The 19138-nt window shown below is 55.3% G+C and carries 13 protein-coding genes; 8 read left to right on the top strand and 5 right to left on the bottom strand.

Annotated elements, in window-relative coordinates:
* Positions 1 to 69: 69 nt before the first annotated feature.
* Positions 70 to 3747 carry an AAA family ATPase gene (locus P3C52_RS01955; RefSeq protein WP_275553551.1) on the bottom strand — a complete coding sequence of 1226 codons (3678 nt, stop codon included), beginning with the start codon at positions 3745 to 3747 and terminating at the stop codon, positions 70 to 72.
* A complete protein-coding gene (gene sbcD, locus P3C52_RS01950; RefSeq protein WP_275553550.1) occupies positions 3744 to 4973 on the bottom strand; it encodes an exonuclease subunit SbcD in 1230 nt (409 codons plus the stop codon). Before sbcD ends, P3C52_RS01955 begins: the two co-directional genes overlap by 4 nt.
* Before the next feature lie 237 nt (positions 4974 to 5210).
* Here sbcD and phoB point away from each other — a divergent pair, with 237 nt between their 5' ends.
* The 7 genes from phoB (at position 5211) to proY (ending at position 14111) form a co-directional block, all read left to right on the top strand.
* Complete coding sequence (gene phoB, locus P3C52_RS01945) at positions 5211 to 5900, top strand: phosphate response regulator transcription factor PhoB (protein ID WP_085067747.1); 690 nt, start codon at positions 5211 to 5213, stop codon at positions 5898 to 5900.
* A gap of 14 nt (positions 5901 to 5914) precedes the next feature.
* On the top strand, positions 5915 to 7249 hold the full coding sequence (gene phoR, locus P3C52_RS01940; protein ID WP_275553549.1) for a phosphate regulon sensor histidine kinase PhoR: 1335 nt from the start codon (positions 5915 to 5917) through the stop codon (positions 7247 to 7249).
* Positions 7246 to 8163 (top strand): phosphate ABC transporter substrate-binding protein PstS family protein, encoded by a 918-nt coding sequence (locus P3C52_RS01935; protein WP_275553548.1) that lies wholly within the window; start codon positions 7246 to 7248, stop codon positions 8161 to 8163. Before phoR ends, P3C52_RS01935 begins: the two co-directional genes overlap by 4 nt.
* Before the next feature lie 422 nt (positions 8164 to 8585).
* Positions 8586 to 9283 (top strand): IS1 family transposase gene (locus P3C52_RS01930; protein ID WP_275553408.1). Its coding sequence is split into 2 segments (ribosomal slippage): positions 8586 to 8835 and positions 8835 to 9283, totalling 699 coding nucleotides; the frame shifts between segments, so codons are not numbered across the junction.
* A gap of 582 nt (positions 9284 to 9865) precedes the next feature.
* Positions 9866 to 10969: a cobalamin-independent methionine synthase II family protein gene (locus tag P3C52_RS01925; RefSeq protein ID WP_275553547.1), complete on the top strand. Its 1104-nt coding sequence runs from the start codon at positions 9866 to 9868 to the stop codon at positions 10967 to 10969.
* Positions 10970 to 11374: 405 nt separating this feature from the next.
* Positions 11375 to 12694 (top strand): branched-chain amino acid transporter carrier protein BrnQ, encoded by a 1320-nt coding sequence (gene brnQ / locus P3C52_RS01920; protein WP_275553546.1) that lies wholly within the window; start codon positions 11375 to 11377, stop codon positions 12692 to 12694.
* Positions 12695 to 12761: 67 nt separating this feature from the next.
* Positions 12762 to 14111: a proline-specific permease ProY gene (gene proY / locus P3C52_RS01915; RefSeq protein WP_275553545.1), complete on the top strand. Its 1350-nt coding sequence runs from the start codon at positions 12762 to 12764 to the stop codon at positions 14109 to 14111.
* Between the two features lie 93 nt (positions 14112 to 14204).
* Here proY and P3C52_RS01910 read toward each other — a convergent pair whose 3' ends face one another.
* From P3C52_RS01910 to P3C52_RS01900, 3 genes are all read right to left on the bottom strand, one after another.
* On the bottom strand, positions 14205 to 16157 hold the full coding sequence (locus P3C52_RS01910; protein WP_275553544.1) for an acyltransferase family protein: 1953 nt from the start codon (positions 16155 to 16157) through the stop codon (positions 14205 to 14207).
* A 275-nt stretch (positions 16158 to 16432) separates the two neighbouring features.
* Positions 16433 to 17683: a mechanosensitive ion channel domain-containing protein gene (locus P3C52_RS01905; RefSeq protein WP_275553543.1), complete on the bottom strand. Its 1251-nt coding sequence runs from the start codon at positions 17681 to 17683 to the stop codon at positions 16433 to 16435.
* Between the two features lie 183 nt (positions 17684 to 17866).
* Positions 17867 to 18445: an ACP phosphodiesterase gene (locus P3C52_RS01900; RefSeq protein ID WP_275553542.1), complete on the bottom strand. Its 579-nt coding sequence runs from the start codon at positions 18443 to 18445 to the stop codon at positions 17867 to 17869.
* A 103-nt stretch (positions 18446 to 18548) separates the two neighbouring features.
* On the opposite strand from P3C52_RS01900, the gene P3C52_RS01895 reads away from it, so the two are divergent.
* On the top strand, positions 18549 to 19138 hold a 590-nt coding region (locus P3C52_RS01895), incomplete at its 3' end, for an S-adenosylmethionine:tRNA ribosyltransferase-isomerase (RefSeq protein WP_275553541.1).

The following is a 19138-nucleotide window of genomic DNA, read 5'->3' as shown; positions in this document are numbered from 1 at the left end:
TATTTTCCTTCCAGCATCGAAGTATTCGTCGCGCACCCTAACATGCGTGCTGCCCTGAAAACAGGCGCATCAGACTGAAAATAGCCGGTCGAGGCGGCTGTAGCCGAGGCCGTTCACCTTGCGCACTTTAATCTGCACCGGGATCCGCTCTTTCATCGCTTCGACGTGGCTGATAACACCGATGGTTTTGCCGCTGGCGTTCAGCGCATCCAACGCATCCAGCGCGGTATCCAGCGTATCGGCATCCAGCGTGCCGAAGCCTTCATCCAGAAACAGCGATTCGATACGGGTTTTATGGCTCACCAGATCGGAGAGCGCCAGCGCCAGTGCCAGGCTGACCAGGAAGCTCTCGCCGCCCGACAGCGTGCGGGTATCGCGCTGCGCGTCCGCCTGCCAGGTATCCATCACCTGCAACTCCAGCGTGTCGTTCGATTTACGTTGCAGCAGATAGCGACCGTGCAGCCGGTTAAGCTGCTGATTAGCGAGCCATACCAGGTGATCGAGCGTCAGCCCCTGGGCAAAACGGCGGAACTTATCGCCGCTGCTGGAGCCGATCAGCTGATTAAGGTAGCCCCAGTCCTCTACCTGCTGTGCATTATCTTCGATACGCTGCAGCAAACTCTGCTGCTGCTGGCGCTGCGCGTCATCACTTTCTAATTGCTGACGCAGCTGCCCCTGCTGACGGACAATGGCATGAAGCTGCTGCTGTTGGCTTTCCAGCGCCGTTTCCAATGCCTGTAGCGTAACGTTCAATTCAGTAGGGCGTGCCAGCTGATGCTGCGTCAGGTGCTGTTCCGCCTGTTCCATCAGCGCCGTCGCCTGCTGACGACGGGTTTCCAGTTGCTGACAGCGATCGCGCAGCGCGGCGGCCGTCTGCTCATCCAGCAGGGCGGCAAGAAAGGCCGCTTCATCACTAAAATCACTTAATGCCAGCGCCTGAGTAAACTGCGTTATCCGTTCCTCGTAGCGCTTTTGCGTGGTCTCCAGCTGTTGCGCCAGAGAATTATGCTGTCCGGTCAGATTATTTAGCTGGTCCTGACTTTGCTGCCAGCGCTGCTGTTGCGCACGGAGGTGGTTTTCCGCCTGCGTCAGGCGCTCTTGCCACTGTTGTCGCACCTCGGCAATGACGCTGTCGCCCAGCAAGCTGTGCCGTTGCTGACGCCATGCGTTCAGCTGCTGTTGCTGTCGCTGCACCTGCGCTTCGGCCTGAAGACGCTGTTGATCCAGCTGCGCCAGCTCCTCATTCAGGCTGCGCAAAGCGCTGTCGCAGGCGGCGAGGCGCGTCGCCAGATCGGTAAGCACTTGCTCACTTTGTTGCCAGCGCCGCCATGCGCTCTGGCAGGTATCCAGCCACGCCTGCTGCGCCTGCGGTTCCGGCAGCGTCAGCTGATGCTGCATCAGCTCCTGCGTCAACGCTTCATTAAGCTGTTGCAACTGCTGATGCTGTTGCTGATGGTGCTGTTCCGCATCCTGCCGCTGCTGCTGAAGATAGTGCAGCTGCTGTTCCGCCAGCTGTCGCGCCTGATACTGCTGTTGCCAGCGCTGCTGAGCGTTTGCCTGCGCCTCTTTTGCCTGCTGGTAAAGGCGCGCTGCCTGTTCCAGCTGCTGAAGCTGCTGTTGCAGCGCATTTTCCTGCTGTTCCTGCTGAGCGAGCCAGGTGCTGAGGCCCGCCTCATCTTCCAGCGTCAACGTCAGGCTGGCGGCGGCCAGCAAGGTTTGCCATTCATCCTGCAGGCGCGTCAGTTCGTTATTTAGCGTCAGTTGTTGCTGACTGAGTCGCGCCTGCTGATTCTGCAGCGCTTTCAGCTGTTCGCCGCAGCTGACGCCCGCCATTTTGAGTTGCTCTTCCTGCTGAAGCATTTCTGCCAGGCGCTGCTGATTTTTCGTCAGCGTCAGCGCCTGGTAGCGCTCCACCGCCGGATGATCGGTGGAGCCGCACAGTGGGCAGGGTTCACCGGCGATTAAACGCGCCCGCTCCTGCTCAAGGCTGACGATACGCTGTTCCGCCTGTAGCAGCTTTTCCAGATCGAGGCGATGCTGATGTTTCTCTTTCCATGCCTGGCGCTGCTGTTCCAGCTGCTGCGTTTGCTGAGCAATCTGTTGCTCCAGCGCCTGAAGTTCCTGGTGCTGCTGAAGATGGCGCTGGCTCAGCGGGCGCAGCGTCGAGGCACAAACCAGTAGCTGTTGGCGCAGCGAGCGCTGTTGCTGGAGCTGTTCCAGCTGCCGAAGTAAGGTGCTTTCCGGCTGCTGTTGCTGAAGGGCAGTAAGTGCTTGCTCAGCTTGTGTTGCCTGCTGACACGTAAGTTCCAGCTCGCTTTCCAGCGGAGCGGCCTGTTTGATCAGCCGATCCAGCTGTTGCTGCTGTTCATCGTGCTGTTGCTGATATTGCCGTTGCTTGTTCTGAAGCGCACTCAGATTGTCCAGCAGCAGCTGCTGCTGATGGAAGCGTTCGCGCCAGCCGCCCAGCCGATCGCCCCAGCCGGCAACCTGTGCGTTGTCGCGGCGCCATTGCTGCTCCTGCTGCTGCTGAGCGCTCAGCGTCTGATGTTCCTGGTTCAGCTGCTGCTGACGTTGCTGACGCTGCTGTTGCGCCAGCAAACGCTCATCCAGCGCCTGCTGCTGCTGCGTCAGTTGCTGCGTCAGCGAGGCGATCTGATGGTCAAGGGGAATGACCTGGTCGTTAATCAGCGTTTCCTGCTGACGCCACTGCTCATTCAGCTGCTGACTCGCCTGTTCCGCCTGCTGACGCGCGTTTTGCAGGGTTTGTAATTGCTCACTGGCCTGTTGAATCGAGGCCGTAAGCTGCTGGGCCTGCTGTTGAAGCTGCACCAGATCCTGCTGGAGCTGTTGGCGCTGTTGCCAGAGCGGGCGTAGTTTGTCTGCCGGTTCCGCGCGCGCCAGCCGCTGGCGATCCGCTTCCGCCTGCTGCCAGCTGCTTTCCGCCTGCTGCTGCGCCAGCGCCGCCTGCTGTTTCTCCTGCTCCAGCCGCTGCTGCTGGCTAAGCCACTGCTGCTGCTGACGCGTAGTGGCGAGCTGTTGATGCAGCTGCTGTTCCTGTTGCGCCAGCGCGCTTAAGGCGTTTTCCAGCTCCTGACGCGCCGTTTCATCCAGCAGTGACATGCCAGCGGCGCGCGCACGCAGCTGATCCAGCTCGATACGCGCCTGCTTGTGCTGTTCATAGATACGGGACGAGAGCTGGCCGTATATTTCGGTGCCGGTTAGTTCCTCCAGCAGCTCAGCGCGATCGTTGGCGTCAGCGTTCAGGAAGGCGGCGAACTGCCCCTGCGACAGCATCATCGATTTGGTGAAGCGGGCAAAATCGAGGCCGGTCAGTTGAGCAATCATCTCCAGCTTATCTTTCACCTTATCGGCAACGATGACGTTATCGGCGCAGCGCGCCAGCTCCACGCGCGGCGCCTGCAGGTTGCCATCCACCGCGCCACGCGCCCGGTTCTGGCTCCAGAAGGCGCGCCAGGCTTCGCCTTTCACCTCAAATTCCACTTCCGCCAGGCATTCGGCGGTATCGCGGCTGATCAGCTCATTTTGCGACTGGGAAATTTTTCCCAGCCGGGAGGTTTCGTGATACAGCGCCAGACAGATAGCGTCGAGCAGGGTGGTTTTCCCGGCGCCGGTGGGGCCGGTAATGGCAAACAGGCCGCTGCTGGCGAAAGGTTCGCGGGTAAAGTCGATTTTCCATTCGCCCTTCAGCGAATTGATATTTTTAAAACGCAGGGACAAAATTTTCATGACGGGTTTTCCTCGCCCTGGTAGAGCGCGTCCAGCGTGCCGCTGAACAGCTGGCGCACGCGCTGCAGGCGGCGCTCATCCGTTTCTTCTTCCTGCTCCAGCCGCCGCTCGAAAACCTCTTCCACCTTTAGCTCGCTCAGCGTCTCATTCTCCAGGCGAGCAAGTGCCCGCTCACGTAATTCACGGCTGCGGCGCATCAGCAGCACTTCCACCGGCAGGCCGTCGGTCAGCGTCTGGATATGCTGCTGCATGTTATGCAGATACTCCTGGGTGGTGATCTCAATATCCAGCCAGACTGGACGCGCCGGTTCGGCGTCGGCAAAGGTTTTCAACTGCTGTTCAATTTCTGCCAGCGTGCCTTTAATGGTTTGCATCGGCTGAAAGCAGGGCACCGGCAAGGGCTCAACGCGCGCCAGTTTGCCGTCGGCGAAGCTCACCAGAAAGACGCTTTTTTCGCTGCCCAGCTCGTCGAAGCTGAGCGGCAGCGGCGAGCCGCTATAACGAATATGTTCGCTGCCGGCGATGCGCTGCGGACGATGAATATGGCCGAGCGCGATATAGTCCGCTTCAGGAAAGGCCTGCGCCGGAAAGGCATCGAGCGTGCCGATATAAATATCGCGCACCGCTTCGCTTTTGCTGACGCCGACGGTAGTCAAATGGCCGGTGGCAATCACCGGTAAGGGGTTGTCGCCCTGCTGACTGAGCTGACGGGCGTGCTGATAGCTGCGTTGATAATGTTGGGTAATGGCACTCAGCAGGCTCAGCTGTTTTTGTTCGCCGGACTGGCCCGCCTGGCTGCGCATAATATCGCGCGGACGCAGGAACGGAATGGCGCATAAAATCGCGCCCGGTTCGCCCTGACGATTGGTTAAGGTAAGTACTTGCTCCTCTGGCTCACCGCTGGCAGCGGCAATAACCTGCGTATTCAGGCAGGCCAGCAGCTCGCGCGATTCGTTCAGCGTGGCGACCGAATCATGATTGCCGCCCAGCACAATCAGCTGACAGCCGGTGCGATGCAGGTTCACGACAAAGCTGTTATAGAGTTCGCGCGCGTAACTGGGCGGCGAGCCCGTATCGAAAATATCCCCGGCGACAATTACTGCATCCACCTGATGCTCTTCAACACGCGCAATCAGCCAGTCAAAAAAAGCCTGATGCTCGGCGGCACGGCTGCGGGTATAAAAAAACTGACCCAGATGCCAGTCTGAAGTGTGAATAATGCGCATAGAACTCCCAGCTAAAAGCAGAACGCCGGGGGCGATTATAACCAGAGCTACGCCGTGAAAGGGAACGGGATCGATCGTCATCTGCGCGCGGCCTTCAGAAAACCGCTTCTGATGGCTACACAAAAGCGTTATCACCGCGCAATGGAGCCCGTGCATTTTTCATAAATCTGTCATAAAACTGACGCATAATGACGCCGCAAATCCCCGTGACAGAGAGTCACATTCGCAGGAGCAATAATGGCTAAGCGCATTCTGGTTGTCGAAGATGAAGCCCCCATCAGGGAAATGTTATGTTTCGTGCTGGAACAAAATGATTATCAACCTATAGAGGCTGATGATTATGACAGCGCCGTTAACCTGCTTATCGAGCCCTGGCCCGACCTGATCCTGCTGGACTGGATGCTGCCTGGCGGCAGCGGCATTCAGTTTATAAAACATCTTAAGCGCGAAGCGATGACGCGCGATATTCCGGTGATGATGCTGACGGCGCGTGGCGAAGAAGAAGATCGCGTGCGTGGCCTGGAAGTGGGCGCCGATGACTACATTACTAAACCCTTTTCACCGAAAGAGCTGGTGGCGCGCATTAAAGCGGTGATGCGCCGTATTTCGCCGATGGCCGTTGAAGATGTGATTGAGATTCAGGGGCTGAGCCTCGATCCCTCGTCGCATCGCGTGATGTCCGATACCACGCCGCTGGAAATGGGCCCGACCGAATACAAGCTGCTGCACTTTTTTATGACGCACCCGGAGCGCGTTTACAGCCGTGAACAGCTGCTGAATAACGTCTGGGGCACCAATGTTTATGTCGAAGACCGCACGGTTGACGTTCATATTCGTCGTTTACGTAAGGCGCTGGAGCTGACCGGACACGATCGAATGGTACAAACCGTACGCGGAACGGGGTATCGTTTCTCCGCTCGTTACTGATCGGAGTCTGCCTCGTGCTGGAACGCCTCTCCTGGAAGAGATTGTTACTGGAACTGCTGCTTGTCTGCCTGCCTGCGCTGCTGCTCGGTCTGCTGATCGGCGGACTGCCGTGGTTTCTGCTGGGCGCCGTGCTGCTGCTGTTGGGCTGGCATTTCTGGAATTTGCTGCGGCTGTCGCACTGGCTGTGGACCGATCGCACCATGACGCCGCCCACCGGCCGCTGGAGCTGGGAGCCGCTGTTCTACGGGCTGTACCAGATGCAGCTGCGCAATCGCCGCCGCCGCCGCGAACTGGGAAACCTGATCAAGCGCTTTCGCAGCGGCGCGGAATCCCTGCCTGACGCGGTGGTGCTGACGACCGACGAAGGCACCATTTTCTGGTGTAACGGCCTGGCGCAGCAGCATCTTGGCCTGCGCTGGCCGGAAGATAACGGCCAGAACATCCTTAACCTGCTGCGCTATCCTGAATTTTCCCGCTATCTGCGCCAGCAGGACTTCACGCGTCCCCTGACGCTGGTGATGAATAATCAGCTGCATATGGAATTCCGCGTCATGCCTTACAGCGAAGGACAGTGGCTGCTGGTGGCGCGCGACGTGACGCAAATGCACCAGCTGGAAGGCGCGCGCCGTAACTTTTTCGCTAACGTCAGTCATGAATTGCGTACGCCGCTCACCGTTTTACAGGGCTATCTGGAGATGATGAGCGACGCGGTGCTGGAAGGAAAATCACGTGAAAAGGCGCTGCAAACCATGCAGGAGCAGACGCGGCGCATGGACGGGCTGGTCAAACAGCTGCTGACGCTGTCGCGTATTGAAGCGGCCCCGGCGATCGATCTGGCGGAAAAAGTGGATGTGCCAATGATGCTGCGTCTGCTGGAACGCGAGGCGGAAACGCTGAGTAACGGTCGGCATCAAATCGTCTTTCACACCGATGCGCAGCTGAAGGTATTCGGCAATGAAGAGCAGTTGCGCAGCGCGATCTCTAATCTGGTCTATAACGCGGTGAACCATACGCCGGAAGGTACCCGTATCGAAGTGAGCTGGCAGCTTTGTAAACAGGGCGCTCAGTTTGCGGTACGGGATAACGGGCCGGGTATTGCCTCAGAGCATTTGCCGCGCCTGACCGAACGTTTTTATCGGGTGGACAAGGCGCGCTCGCGCACAACCGGCGGCAGCGGGCTGGGGCTGGCGATTGTGAAACATGCGCTGGGCCATCACGGCGCGCGTCTCAGCATCACCAGTCAGCCGCATAAAGAGACCTGCTTCAGCTTTATTCTGCCGACAAGGTTGATTGTCAGCCAGCCTCTGCCGGACATGCGACGCGTAAAATCTGACGGATGCAAAGAATGAAAATATTCATCGCGGTGCTGCTGCTGTTTTCCGGCGCGCTGCAGGCGAAACCAGCGATACTGGCGGGTAATCTCAGCAGCGTTGGCTCTGATACGCTGGGTAACCTGATGGCGCTGTGGGGCGAAAGCTTTAACCGCCAGTATCCGGGCGTTAATGTGCAGGTGCAGGCGGCGGGATCTTCCACCGCGCCGACGGCGCTGGCGGCAGGTGCTGCACAGTTGGGCGCCATGAGCCGGCCAATGCAGCCATCGGAGCGCCAGCTGTTTCAGCAGCATTATGGCTATCCGCCGCTGGCGGTGCCGGTTGCGCTGGATGCGCTGGTAGTGGTGGTGAATCAGGACAATCCGCTGAGGCAGTTGAACGCACAGCAGCTGGACGCGGTGTTTTCCGTTACCTGCCGCTGCGGCGCTGGCCGCTCGCCGCGTACCTGGGGTGATTTAGGCTTACAGCAGGTCAGCTGGCGCGAACGTCCGTTACAGCGGCTGGGCCGCAATTCCGCCTCCGGTACCTGGGGATATTTCAAACAGCAGGCGCTGTGCAGCGGCGATTTTCGTCGTGACGTCGGCGAGTATCCCGGCTCGGCGGCAGTAGTGCAGGCGGTAGCCAATAATCTTAACGCCATTGGCTACGCCAGCTTTGGCTTTCATATCAGCGGCGTCAAAATGCTGGCGCTGGCGAAAGAGGGCGAGGCGGTAACGCCCGATGCTGCTACCATTCGCAGCGGCCGTTATCCCTATGCGCGCCCGCTCTATATCTATATCAATAAACCACCGGGCAAAGCGCCGGAGCCGCTGACCGCTGCTTTTTTGCGTCAGGTGTTATCACCGGAAGGACAGGCATTGGTCAGCCAGGCGGGTTATTTGCCGCTCTCCGATGAGCAAATTGCACAAGCGAAGAGACTGCTGGGTTGGTAGGGCTTGCACTATTTGCCCAAAAGATGCAAACAGCGCGTCGTTGTTATGCGGGGTAATCGAGGCGTGGCCTGACTATCAAAGCAATTTCTGATTTTGGATTTTCAGGAAAGCGGCTCAATAACCTGCAAAATAAGCTGTTTCAATAGATCTGGATGGTGGCGTTATTAATAATGCGGTTGCCAATAATTTGACTTAATAACAGTAAGCAGAGAGAAAAATTCACCGTTAATAAAAAAGGTTTTTGTAAAGGGTCTGGCTTTTTACTAAAGATTGGTTGGCGTACGGAAACTAATTCTCTGGATTATTTACTGCGCGCGGCGGCACCGGCTTGCAATTTGTTGCGGAAAAACATCTGGATAAAGGCGTGGGTAATGCTGCCAACTTACTGATTTAGTGTATGATGGTGATTTTAAGGTGCTTGCGTGGCTTCCATTTCCATCAGATGTCCTTCCTGCTCCGCTACTGAAGGCGTGGTGCGTAACGGCAAAAGCACTGCCGGACATCAGCGCTATCTCTGCTCTCATTGCCGTAAAACATGGCAACTACAGTTCACTTACACCGCCTCTCAGCCCGGTACGCACCAGAAAATCATTGATATGGCCATGAATGGCGTCGGATGTCGCGCCAGTGCACGCATTATGGGCGTTGGCCTCAACACGGTTTTACGTCACTTAAAAAACTCAGGCCGCAGTCGGTAACCTCGCGCATACAACCGGGCAGTGATGTGATTGTCTGCGCTGAAATGGACGAACAGTGGGGCTACGTCGGTGCTAAATCACGTCAGCGCTGGCTGTTTTACGCGTATGACAGGATACGGAGGACGGTTGTGGCGCACGTCTTCGGTGAACGCACTCTGGCCACACTGGAGCGTCTTCTGAGCCTGCTGTCGGCCTTTGAGGTCGTGGTATGGATGACGGATGGCTGGCCGCTGTACGAATCACACCTGAAGGGAAAGCTGCACGTTATCAGCAAGCGTTACACTCAGCGCATTGAGCGACATAACCTGAATCTGAGACAACATCTGGCAAGGCTGGGACGGAAGTCACTGTCGTTCTCAAAATCGGTGGAGCTGCATGACAAGGTCATCGGGCATTATCTGAACATAAAACACTATCAGTAAGTTGGAGTCATTACCTAGCGGGACTATTATTAACGTTGCTGGCCTGCTGGTTTTTCTTCAGACGTAAAAAGAAAACGCGCAGTGTGATGATTACGCTCTATCTGTTCAACCTTATCTGTGCGCTTTATTTCACCCTCCTGCCGCAAAAGTTATTTCATATTCCGCTGGGAAAAGATGATATCAGGCTGCTGGCAGGCGCAATCATCACCGTAGTGATATGGGTACCCTATTTTATATTTTCAAAACGTGTGCCACAGGTGTTTAGCCGATAGCAGTCTTTTTATCCCGTTTATTGCGTTATCAGGCAACTCGGCCCTACAGCCAGCAGATAAAAAGAATATGTATCTGCTGGCGCAAAAAGAGGCCTTGCCCATTGTTAAAATCTAAACGTCCCGGCCGCTCCCTCTCTCAATATGAATAATTTTCACCACGCATGAAATTTCCTCCCTTGCTGCTGAGCAGAACTCATGCGAGTCTGCGTTCAGACATTTAGACATCCAGAAGTCTTAAAAGTACAGATCTGAAATTATTTCATCGGTAAATCAGCGGGGCGGGATCGCCTCGTTACAGGAGTTGAAAACAATGCAAAGAACAACTGCCCCTTTCCGTGCCGACGTGGTTGGCAGCTTTTTACGTCCGGCGGCAATTAAGCGCGCCCGCGAACAGTTTGCCGCCGGGGAAATTGATGCCGTCGCGCTGCGCCGTGTGGAAGACGAAGAAATCCGCCATGTGGTAGAGCAGCAGCGTGCCTGCGGTTTGCAGGTGGTGACTGACGGCGAGTTTCGCCGCGCCTGGTGGCACTTTGATTTCTTTGATGGTTTGCAGGGCGTGGAGCGCTACGAGGCGGAGCAGGGCATTCAGTTTAACGGCATTCAGACCAAAGCGCGCGGCGTGCGCGTCACCGGTAAGCTGGGTTTCGGTGACCATCCGATGCTGGAAGACTTTCGCTTCCTGAACAGCATCAGCGGCGATGCCGTAGCGAAAATGACCATTCCCAGCCCCAGCGTGCTGCATTTCCGCGGTGGCCGCCAGGTTATCGATGCCGAGGTTTATCCCGATCTGAAAGAGTATTTTAACGATCTGGCACTGACCTACCGCGATGCAATTAAAGCGTTTTATGATGCAGGCTGTCGCTATCTGCAGCTGGACGATACCGTCTGGGCCTACCTTTGCTCAGACGATCAAAAGCGTCAGATTCGCGAGCGTGGTGACGATCCAGAAGAACTGGCACGAACCTATGCATACGTGTTGAACAAAGCGCTGGAAGGCAAACCAGCCGATCTTACCGTTGGGCTGCATGTTTGTCGCGGCAACTTCCGTTCTACCTGGATTTCTGAAGGCGGCTACGAGCCGGTTGCTGAAATCCTGTTTGGCGGCGTGAACATTGATGCTTTCTTCCTGGAGTATGATAACGAGCGTTCCGGCGGCTTCGAACCGCTGCGCTTTATCAAGCCGGGCCATCAGCAGGTGGTATTAGGGCTGATCACCACCAAACAAGGCGAGCTGGAAACGGCGGAAAGCGTGAAAGCGCGCATTAAAGAAGCGACGCAGTTTATCGACATTAACCAGATTTGCCTCAGCCCGCAGTGCGGCTTTGCCTCTACCGAAGAGGGCAATAATCTGAGCGAGGCGCAGCAGTGGGATAAGCTGCGTCTGGTAGTGGATATTGCAAAAAACGTCTGGTAACTGACGTAAAATTGTGCAGACAGGCGCGTAAAAACGCGCCTTTTGTACATTTATTGCTGTCTTAATGAAGAAAATAACGCCGGGCTGGTGAAAAAAAAGTCACATCATGTAAGGTGCTTTTAGCATACTTTGAAGTGATCCACTGCTCTGGCGGATATATACGTTATATCACTCTGCTTTTCCGATCCCGTATTGCCTTTCACCGCTATAAACGTTTTACTTATGCCGCTTATCGCGGTTTTCCTCTGTGAAAAGAACAAAATTAGCTCATATCACTGCGCCTGCGCTTCGGAACAAGCAAAAATTCAACTAATTGCCTGAACCGACAGCATTTTTGCGCAGAGAGGATGCAATAAGCATTTACACCACATCCACCGCAACATCAGTAGCAGGCAATTCAGCTTTATGACACATCGTTTAACGTCGAAAGACATCATCGCGCTGGGCTTCATGACATTTGCCCTGTTTGTCGGCGCAGGTAATATCATCTTCCCTCCCATGGTTGGTTTGCAGTCAGGCGAACATGTCTGGATGGCGGCGCTTGGGTTCCTGGTTACCGCGGTCGGTCTGCCGGTCATTACCGTTATTGCGCTGGCGCGCGTCGGCGGCGGTATTGACGCGCTGAGTACGCCCATCGGCAAAGCGGCGGGCTTGCTGCTGGCTACGGTCTGCTATCTGGCCGTCGGGCCGCTGTTCGCCACGCCGCGTACCGCCACCGTTTCTTTTGAAATCGGCATTGCGCCGCTGACCGGCGACGGCGCGCTGCCGCTGCTGGTGTACAGCCTGATCTATTTCGCATTAGTGATCGGCATTTCACTCTATCCGGGCAAGCTGCTGGATACCGTGGGCCACATTCTGGCGCCGCTGAAAATCGTTGCGCTGCTGATCCTGGGCGTGGCAGCGCTGCTGTGGCCGGCGGGCGCGCCTATTCCGGCTACCGACGCCTACCAGAATGCGGCGTTTTCCAGCGGCTTCGTTAACGGCTATCTCACGATGGATACGCTGGGCGCGCTGGTGTTCGGCATCGTTATCGTTAACGCAGCGCGTTCGCGCGGCATTGATGATGCGCCACTTCTGACCCGTTACACCATTATGGCGGGCCTGATCGCCGGCGTAGGTTTGACGCTGGTTTACCTGAGCCTGTTTAAACTCGGCTCCGGCAGCGGCGCGCTGGCCGATCAGAATGCGAACGGCGCGGCGATCCTGCACGCTTACGTTCAACATACCTTTGGCGGAATGGGCAGCTTCTTCCTGGCCGCGCTGATTTTTATTGCCTGTATGGTGACGGCGGTTGGCCTGACCTGCGCCTGCGCCGAATTTTTCGCGCAGTATCTGCCGTTCTCTTATAAAACGCTGGTCTTTATCCTCGGCCTGTTCTCCATGGTGGTTTCTAACCTGGGGTTAAGCCATCTGATTCAGATCTCCATTCCGGTGCTGACGGCGATTTATCCGCCCTGCATTGTGCTGGTGGTACTGAGTTTTACCCTGAACTGGTGGAATAAAAGCTCGCGGATCATCGCGCCGACCATGCTTGTTAGCCTGGTATTTGGTATCATCGACGCGATTAAAAGCTCCAGCTTTAACGATGTGCTGCCTGCCTTTAGCCAACACTTGCCGCTGGCGGAGCAGGGGCTTGCCTGGCTGCCGCCTTCGCTGGTCATGCTGATTATTACGGCGCTGGCCGACCGCATGATGGGACAAGAGCGAGTCAGGGCGCATCATTAAACCTGATACATTCGGTTTAACCACGGGCTTGCCCGTGGTTTTTCATTTCCACAGGTAAGATGTCATTATGCAAGAAACCAATAAGCTCAAACGGGGATTGAGTACTCGTCATATCCGTTTTATGGCGCTGGGATCGGCAATTGGTACCGGGCTGTTTTACGGCTCTGCCGATGCGATAAAAATGGCCGGTCCAAGCGTATTGCTGGCCTATGTTATCGGCGGCGTTGTGGCCTACATTATTATGCGCGCGCTGGGCGAAATGTCCGTTAACAACCCGCAGTCCAGTTCTTTCTCACGCTATGCGCAGGATTATCTTGGCCCCATGGCGGGCTATATCACCGGCTGGACCTACTGTTTTGAAATCCTGATTGTCGCCATCGCCGACGTGACCGCGTTCGGTATTTATATGGGCGTCTGGTTCCCCGATGTGCCGCACTGGATTTGGGTATTGAGCGTGGTACTGGTGATTGGCGCCGTCAATTTGATGAGCGTTAAAGTCTTCGGCGAAGTGGAGTTCTGGTTCTCTTTCTTTAAGGTCGCCACCATTATCATTATGATCGTTGCCGGTCTCGGCATGATTATCTGGGGCATTGGCAACGGCGGTCAGCCAACCGGCATTCATAATCTGTGGACCAACGGCGGCTTCTTTGCGCATGGCGTGGTCGGTATGCTGCTGTCGCTGCAAATGGTGATGTTTGCCTACGGCGGCATCGAAATTATCGGCATTACCGCCGGTGAAGCGGAAGAGCCGGAAAAATCGATTCCACGTGCTATTAACTCGGTGCCGTGGCGTATTCTGGTGTTTTATGTCGGTACGCTGTTCGTCATCATGTCCATCTATCCGTGGAACCAGGTTGGTACGCAGGGCAGTCCTTTCGTGCTGACTTTCCAGCATCTGGGTATTGCGGCAGCCGCGTCGATCCTGAACTTTGTAGTGCTGACCGCGTCGCTATCGGCGATTAACAGCGACGTCTTTGGTGTCGGCCGCATGCTGCATGGCATGGCGCAGCAGGGTCACGCGCCGAAGATGTTTATGAAGGTTTCCGAGCGCGGCATTCCGTGGGTGACAGTGGTTGTCATGATGCTGGCAATGCTGATTGCGGTTTACCTGAACTATCTGATGCCGGAAAAAGTGTTCCTGGTAATCGCTTCGCTGGCGACTTTCGCTACCGTCTGGGTATGGATTATGATCCTCTGCTCGCAGATTGCCTTCCGTCGTAAGCTCACCAAAGCCCAGGCGCAGGCGCTGAAATTTGCCCTGCCGGGCGGCAGCGCGACCGCCATCTTTGGCGTGCTGTTCCTGATCTTTATCATCGGCATGATTGGTTACTTCCCGGATACTCGCGTTTCGCTTTATGTCGGCGCAGTCTGGATTGTATTGCTGCTGGCGGGCTATAAGCTGGTGCGCCGCCGCTGATGTGGCGATAACAACACGGTGACTGGAACCGCACTCCTAAAGTTGAATGCTCAACGAGTCAGAGTGCGGTTTTTTTATGGGCAATGATGGTTGCTACAGATTATTCCCCAGCGCAACGGTGCTGCCCAGTTCGGTCAGGTGATTTGCGTCATAATAGACCGGCTGGTTGCCGGTTGAGATTAAACAGCCGCTGACGGAGCAAAGCTGCTCTTTTACCGAAATGACTCTGACGCCGTGGGCGCGCCAGGCGGTCAGCGTTTTTTCTATCCGATCGCCGGGAAGATGGAACAACATTGTGCGTTCACCGATGGCGGGCAGGCCATTCCAGCGTGTGAGCAGCTGATTTAACTCTTTACGTAGCGGAATATTGCGGTTGTTATGCAGCCGCAATGGATCGATATCCAGATTAGGCGCATCTTCCACAATGGTAATTTTCTTACCGGCCGCCTGTAGACGGGTGATAGTTTTTTCCATGCCGTAATTAAGTGCCTGATAATTATCTCTGATTTTCCCTGCGCTATCGCGGTAGCCAAAGCCAGGCAGCAGGCTGATACCGGAAGCCCAGTAGGCAGAAATAACTACTTCATCGACCTTGCTGCTCAGCACAATTTTCATTACCGCTTCATTAAACTGCTGGCACTGCTGCGCATGTTCAGGATGATCGGATACGGCGCGCGTCACATCAGCCAGGAAAGGGCAGGAGGCTTTGGTCAGCTGCAGCAGTGGCTTATGGTTTTTTAACGCGTACTGTGCCACTGCGCTACGCAGCGCGGAAGCATGACTGTCGCCCAATAGTGCAACGCCCGGTTCGCTGGCGTCGGGTATACAAAGCTTATTGGTGGAAGGCTGGCTGGCGCCATAGTCAAGCAGGCAAGGATTCGACTGGACATTAATTTTATAATTCTCGCCGTTGTTAACCAAATCGTTCATGCGGTATTTCAGTCCGCCCATCAGATACGCAGAGAAAAATGCAACGGCGGCGACGCTGGAAAGCAGACAGTAGCCGGAGATGACGCCCCGATAACTGGCGCGCGGCTGGCGAAAAGGTTGCTCTACCCAGCGGTAAGAGGCGGCGGCGATGCCAAAAGCCAGCACGCAAACGCTAAGCGCCTGCATCACACTAAGCGGATGATCGCTACAGATGCGCGTAATGCTCAACAGCGGCCAGTGCCATAAATACCATGAATAGGAAATCTTACCGATATAGCGCATCGGCGCATTTTCCAGCAGCCAGCGGCTAAGGCTGCCGCGCGCAGCAAGCAACAGTACTGCGCCCAGCACCGGAAGCAGCGCCAGCCAGCCGGGAAAAACATCGTCTTTTTCCAGCATTATGGCGGGCAATAATAATAACAGCAGGCCTGCCAGCGTCAGGCTATTCGCGCCTTTGCCGCTAAGCGGTTGCGGCTGATAAAGCGCCAGCAGTATGCCAGCGCCTAATTCCCAGGCGCGTGTATGCAGCAGATAGAAGGCGGTTTTAACATTTAACGGCGTCAGGACAATACTGGCGCACAGCGAAAGCAACGTTAACAGCCAAATAACCCGTCGGGCAGACCATTTAAAACGGCTGGCTAACAGCAAAATGATGGGCAGGATAAAGTAGAATTGCTCTTCGATGCCCAGCGACCAGGTCATTAACAGCGGATTAAGATCGGCAGAAACGCTAAAATAGTCACTGCCTTTCAGCAGCGCGACGTTAGGCAATGAGAGAAAAACAAAAGTGCCATATTTTGTCAGATCGCGAAACTCCAGCGGTGACAAAATAAGGTAGCAAAGGGCGGTGATGACAAACATCATAAAGAATAACGCGGGAGCAATACGCCGAATACGGCGGATGTAAAAATCTTTAAAACTGAAGGTGCCGTTATTTATTTGTTTATTAATGATGCCGCCGATAAGAAAACCCGACACAACGAAGAAAGCGTCGACGCCAATAAACCCGCCGCTGAAAGAGTCTATTCCCGCATGAAAAAACACCACTAACAGGATAGCCAGCGCGCGCAGGCCATCAATATCAGCCCGCCATTTTATTGTTGCCTGATGATTCATACAGCCGTCCCAAAGTTCATCAGCCTGAAAAGATGAGAAATTTATAAATGGCGCAAGATTATGCGGGTGTGAAACCCACAAGGTTTTATTTCTCACCGTGAATTTGATTTAGGTTATTGCCCGAGGAAGACTAAGCTTTATCTGAAGAGTTTCCAATTGGTGATGAGTAAAAGCAGATAAACCTCAGGTTAATTCTTTTTATTTTTGGCTCCGAAAATAAGTTTATTTTCAGAGCCAGTTATTATTAGAAGCGATAAATAGATTAACGAGGCGCTTTATTTATCCGTATTAACCGTAAGAAAACGGAAATCGTGTCCGGTCGGCGTTTGATGCACGCGCAGGCCGAAAGCGGGCAGGACGGCATAAATATGATCAAAAATATCTGACTGAATGCGTTCATATTCCAGCCAGACGGTAGTATTGGTAAAGGCGTAAACTTCCAGCGGCAATCCTTCCGATCCCGGCGCCAGTTGACGCACCATCAGCGTCATATTCTGATGGATCTGCGGATGGCTTTTCAGCCAGGCTTCCAGCCAGGCGCGAAAGGTACCGATATTGGTCAGATGACGCCCGTTCAGCGGCGTGTTCAGGTCGCAGCCCAGGCGGGCGTTATAGGCAGAGACTTCGGCAGTTTTCTGCTGAATATAAGGTGTTAACAGCTGCGCGCGCTGTAGCTGCGCCAACTCTTCTTCACTTAAGAAATGAATGCTGGTGGTATCAATATTAATGCTGCGCTTAATGCGGCGTCCGCCCGATTCCGACATGCCGCGCCAGTTTTTAAATGAATCGGCAATCAGCGCATAGGTAGGGATGGTGGTAATGGTATTGTCCCAGTTACGCACTTTTACCGTCGTCAGGCCAATATCGATCACGGCGCCATCCGCGCCATATTTCGGCATATCCAGCCAGTCATTCAGCTTCAGCATATCGTTCGCCGAGAGCTGAATGCCCGCCACCAGACCGAGAATGGGATCTTTAAACACCAGCATCAGGACGGCGGTCATCGCGCCCAGGCCGGTTATCAGCACCAGCGGCGATTTACCCAGCAGCACCGAAATAATCATGATGGCGAACAGAATCGCTGCCACCAGCTTAATGCTCTGGAAAATTCCGCGCAGCGGTAGCTGGCGCGACAGGGCGCTGTTGGCCGATAGCTCCAGCAAAATATCCAGCAGGGAAAAGAGCATCAGCAACGTGAACAGCATCATCCATACCTGCGAGATAACCAGCAAAATAGCATACAGCGGTTCACTGCTGTGCAAAAACAGGCCGGTCTGGATATTCAGCAGGACGCCCTGCAGCAGCAAAGCAAAGCGGTTAAAAAGGTGGTTATCAATTAACGATTTTGGCCACTGGTGACTGGAGGCGTAAGCGCGACGCTTAAGCATCGGCAGTACGGCACGGTGGAGTAACAGATGGGCAATAAGCGAAACGATTAAAATGACCGCAACCACTAACGCTAACGAGAGCGGGGTGGCGTAAGGCACATCAAAGTGATGAAGCCAGAAAAGAATCTGGTGCTGCATAATATCTCCCTGAGAATAGTGCTAATCCTGATAAAGAAATGCCCAGGCAAAGCGCCCGTGGAACAGCCTGAAACGCGCAAAAAGCGCGTGAGTCGCTGCCGCTGCGCCTGCTGAAGCAGCGGGGGAGTCTAACAAAGCGGGAGGCATAACGGTATCGTAAACTGGCCTGCTACCGGGTGAGCATTAGAGCTGCTGCGCGGCGGCGCGCGCCATTAACTGCGGGTAAAACTGCCAGAAGAAAGTTTCGAGCGCCGGGTAATTGTCGTGAAAATCGTGCCAGGAGTCGGCCAGCGCCGCCAGCCGGGGACGCCGCGCCGCCATGCCACGTAATACCTGTTGTAGATAGTCAGCTTCGGCATAACGCTCCATCCAGCGTTCGCGCCACAAATAACCGTTAAGGCGCTGAAAGCCTTCCGGCGACTGCGGCAGTACCGGCGCGATCTGCTTTTGCGCATAGGCCAGAAATTGCGGCAGAGGCTCGGCTGCGAGGCGATTCCAGTGGCGCGATAAAAAATGATCCCAGACGACATCCAGCGTAATCGGTGCCACGCGGCGCGTTTCATTACGAAACAGACGTTTAGCGCTCAGCACTTCCGGCAGAGAATCGGTGAGGGCATCAAGGCGACGATGCAGCGCGATGCCAGCCGCAATATCGGCAGGCCAGTGCGGATGCGGATCGCCGCGCACATAATCCGCCAGCAGGTTGCCTGGCAGGGAGCTGTTGGCCAGCGAGGCCAGATGAAGATGAGCAAGAAAGTTCATTCCGGCAGTATACGCTAACAGAATGGTTGCCGGGTAACAGTTCAGAATTTCCTGCTTTTCCGCTAGACTATGCCGCCTGTTTGTTAGCCCTAAGACATTTAGCATGCGCGTTGCCGATTTTTCTTTTGAATTACCTGAATCGTTGATTGCCCACTATCCGCAGCCTCAGCGCAGCGGATGTCGGCTGCTGTCGCTGAACGGGCCGGATGGCGCGTTAAGCCACGGCGTGTTCACCGATGTGCTTGATAAGCTCAACCCCGGCGATCTGCTGGTGTTTAACAATACCCGCGTTATCCCGGCCCGTGTTTACGGACGCAAAGCCAGCGGCGGTAAGATCGAAATGCTGGTCGAGCGGATGCTGGATGACAAACGCGTGCTGGCGCACGTTCGCGCCTCGAAGGCGCCGAAGCCAGGCGCCGAGCTGCTGTTTGGCGATGACGAAAGCGTGCGCGCTACCATGGTCGCGCGTCACGATGCGCTGTTTGAAATCGAATTCGATGATGCGCGCAGCGTGCTGGATATTCTGAATGCGATTGGTCATATGCCGCTGCCGCCCTATATCGATCGTCCTGATGAAGAGGCCGACCGCGAGCTTTATCAAACGGTTTACAGCCAGAAGCCGGGCGCAGTTGCCGCACCGACGGCTGGCCTGCATTTTGATGAGCCGCTGCTGGCAGCGCTGCGTGAGAAAGG

This window comes from Mixta sp. Marseille-Q2659 (assembly GCF_940807255.1).
GTDB lineage: Bacteria > Pseudomonadota > Gammaproteobacteria > Enterobacterales > Enterobacteriaceae > Mixta.
The sequence above is the reverse complement of the archived record's forward strand: the minus strand, read 5'-3'. Positions and strand labels throughout refer to the sequence as shown.

Excerpts from the sequence above, each read along its gene's own strand:
- brnQ (WP_275553546.1), top strand. The coding sequence starts at position 11,375 with ATGACACATCGTTTAACGTCGAAAGACATCATCGCGCTGGGCTTCATG.
- P3C52_RS01935 (WP_275553548.1), top strand. The coding sequence starts at position 7,246 with ATGAAAATATTCATCGCGGTGCTGCTGCTGTTTTCCGGCGCGCTGCAG.
- P3C52_RS01910 (WP_275553544.1), bottom strand. The coding sequence starts at position 16,157 with ATGAATCATCAGGCAACAATAAAATGGCGGGCTGATATTGATGGCCTG.
- phoB (WP_085067747.1), top strand. The coding sequence starts at position 5,211 with ATGGCTAAGCGCATTCTGGTTGTCGAAGATGAAGCCCCCATCAGGGAA.
- sbcD (WP_275553550.1), bottom strand. The coding sequence starts at position 4,973 with ATGCGCATTATTCACACTTCAGACTGGCATCTGGGTCAGTTTTTTTAT.
- proY (WP_275553545.1), top strand. The coding sequence starts at position 12,762 with ATGCAAGAAACCAATAAGCTCAAACGGGGATTGAGTACTCGTCATATC.
- P3C52_RS01905 (WP_275553543.1), bottom strand. The coding sequence starts at position 17,683 with ATGCAGCACCAGATTCTTTTCTGGCTTCATCACTTTGATGTGCCTTAC.
- P3C52_RS01925 (WP_275553547.1), top strand. The coding sequence starts at position 9,866 with ATGCAAAGAACAACTGCCCCTTTCCGTGCCGACGTGGTTGGCAGCTTT.
- P3C52_RS01955 (WP_275553551.1), bottom strand. The coding sequence starts at position 3,747 with ATGAAAATTTTGTCCCTGCGTTTTAAAAATATCAATTCGCTGAAGGGC.
- P3C52_RS01900 (WP_275553542.1), bottom strand. The coding sequence starts at position 18,445 with ATGAACTTTCTTGCTCATCTTCATCTGGCCTCGCTGGCCAACAGCTCC.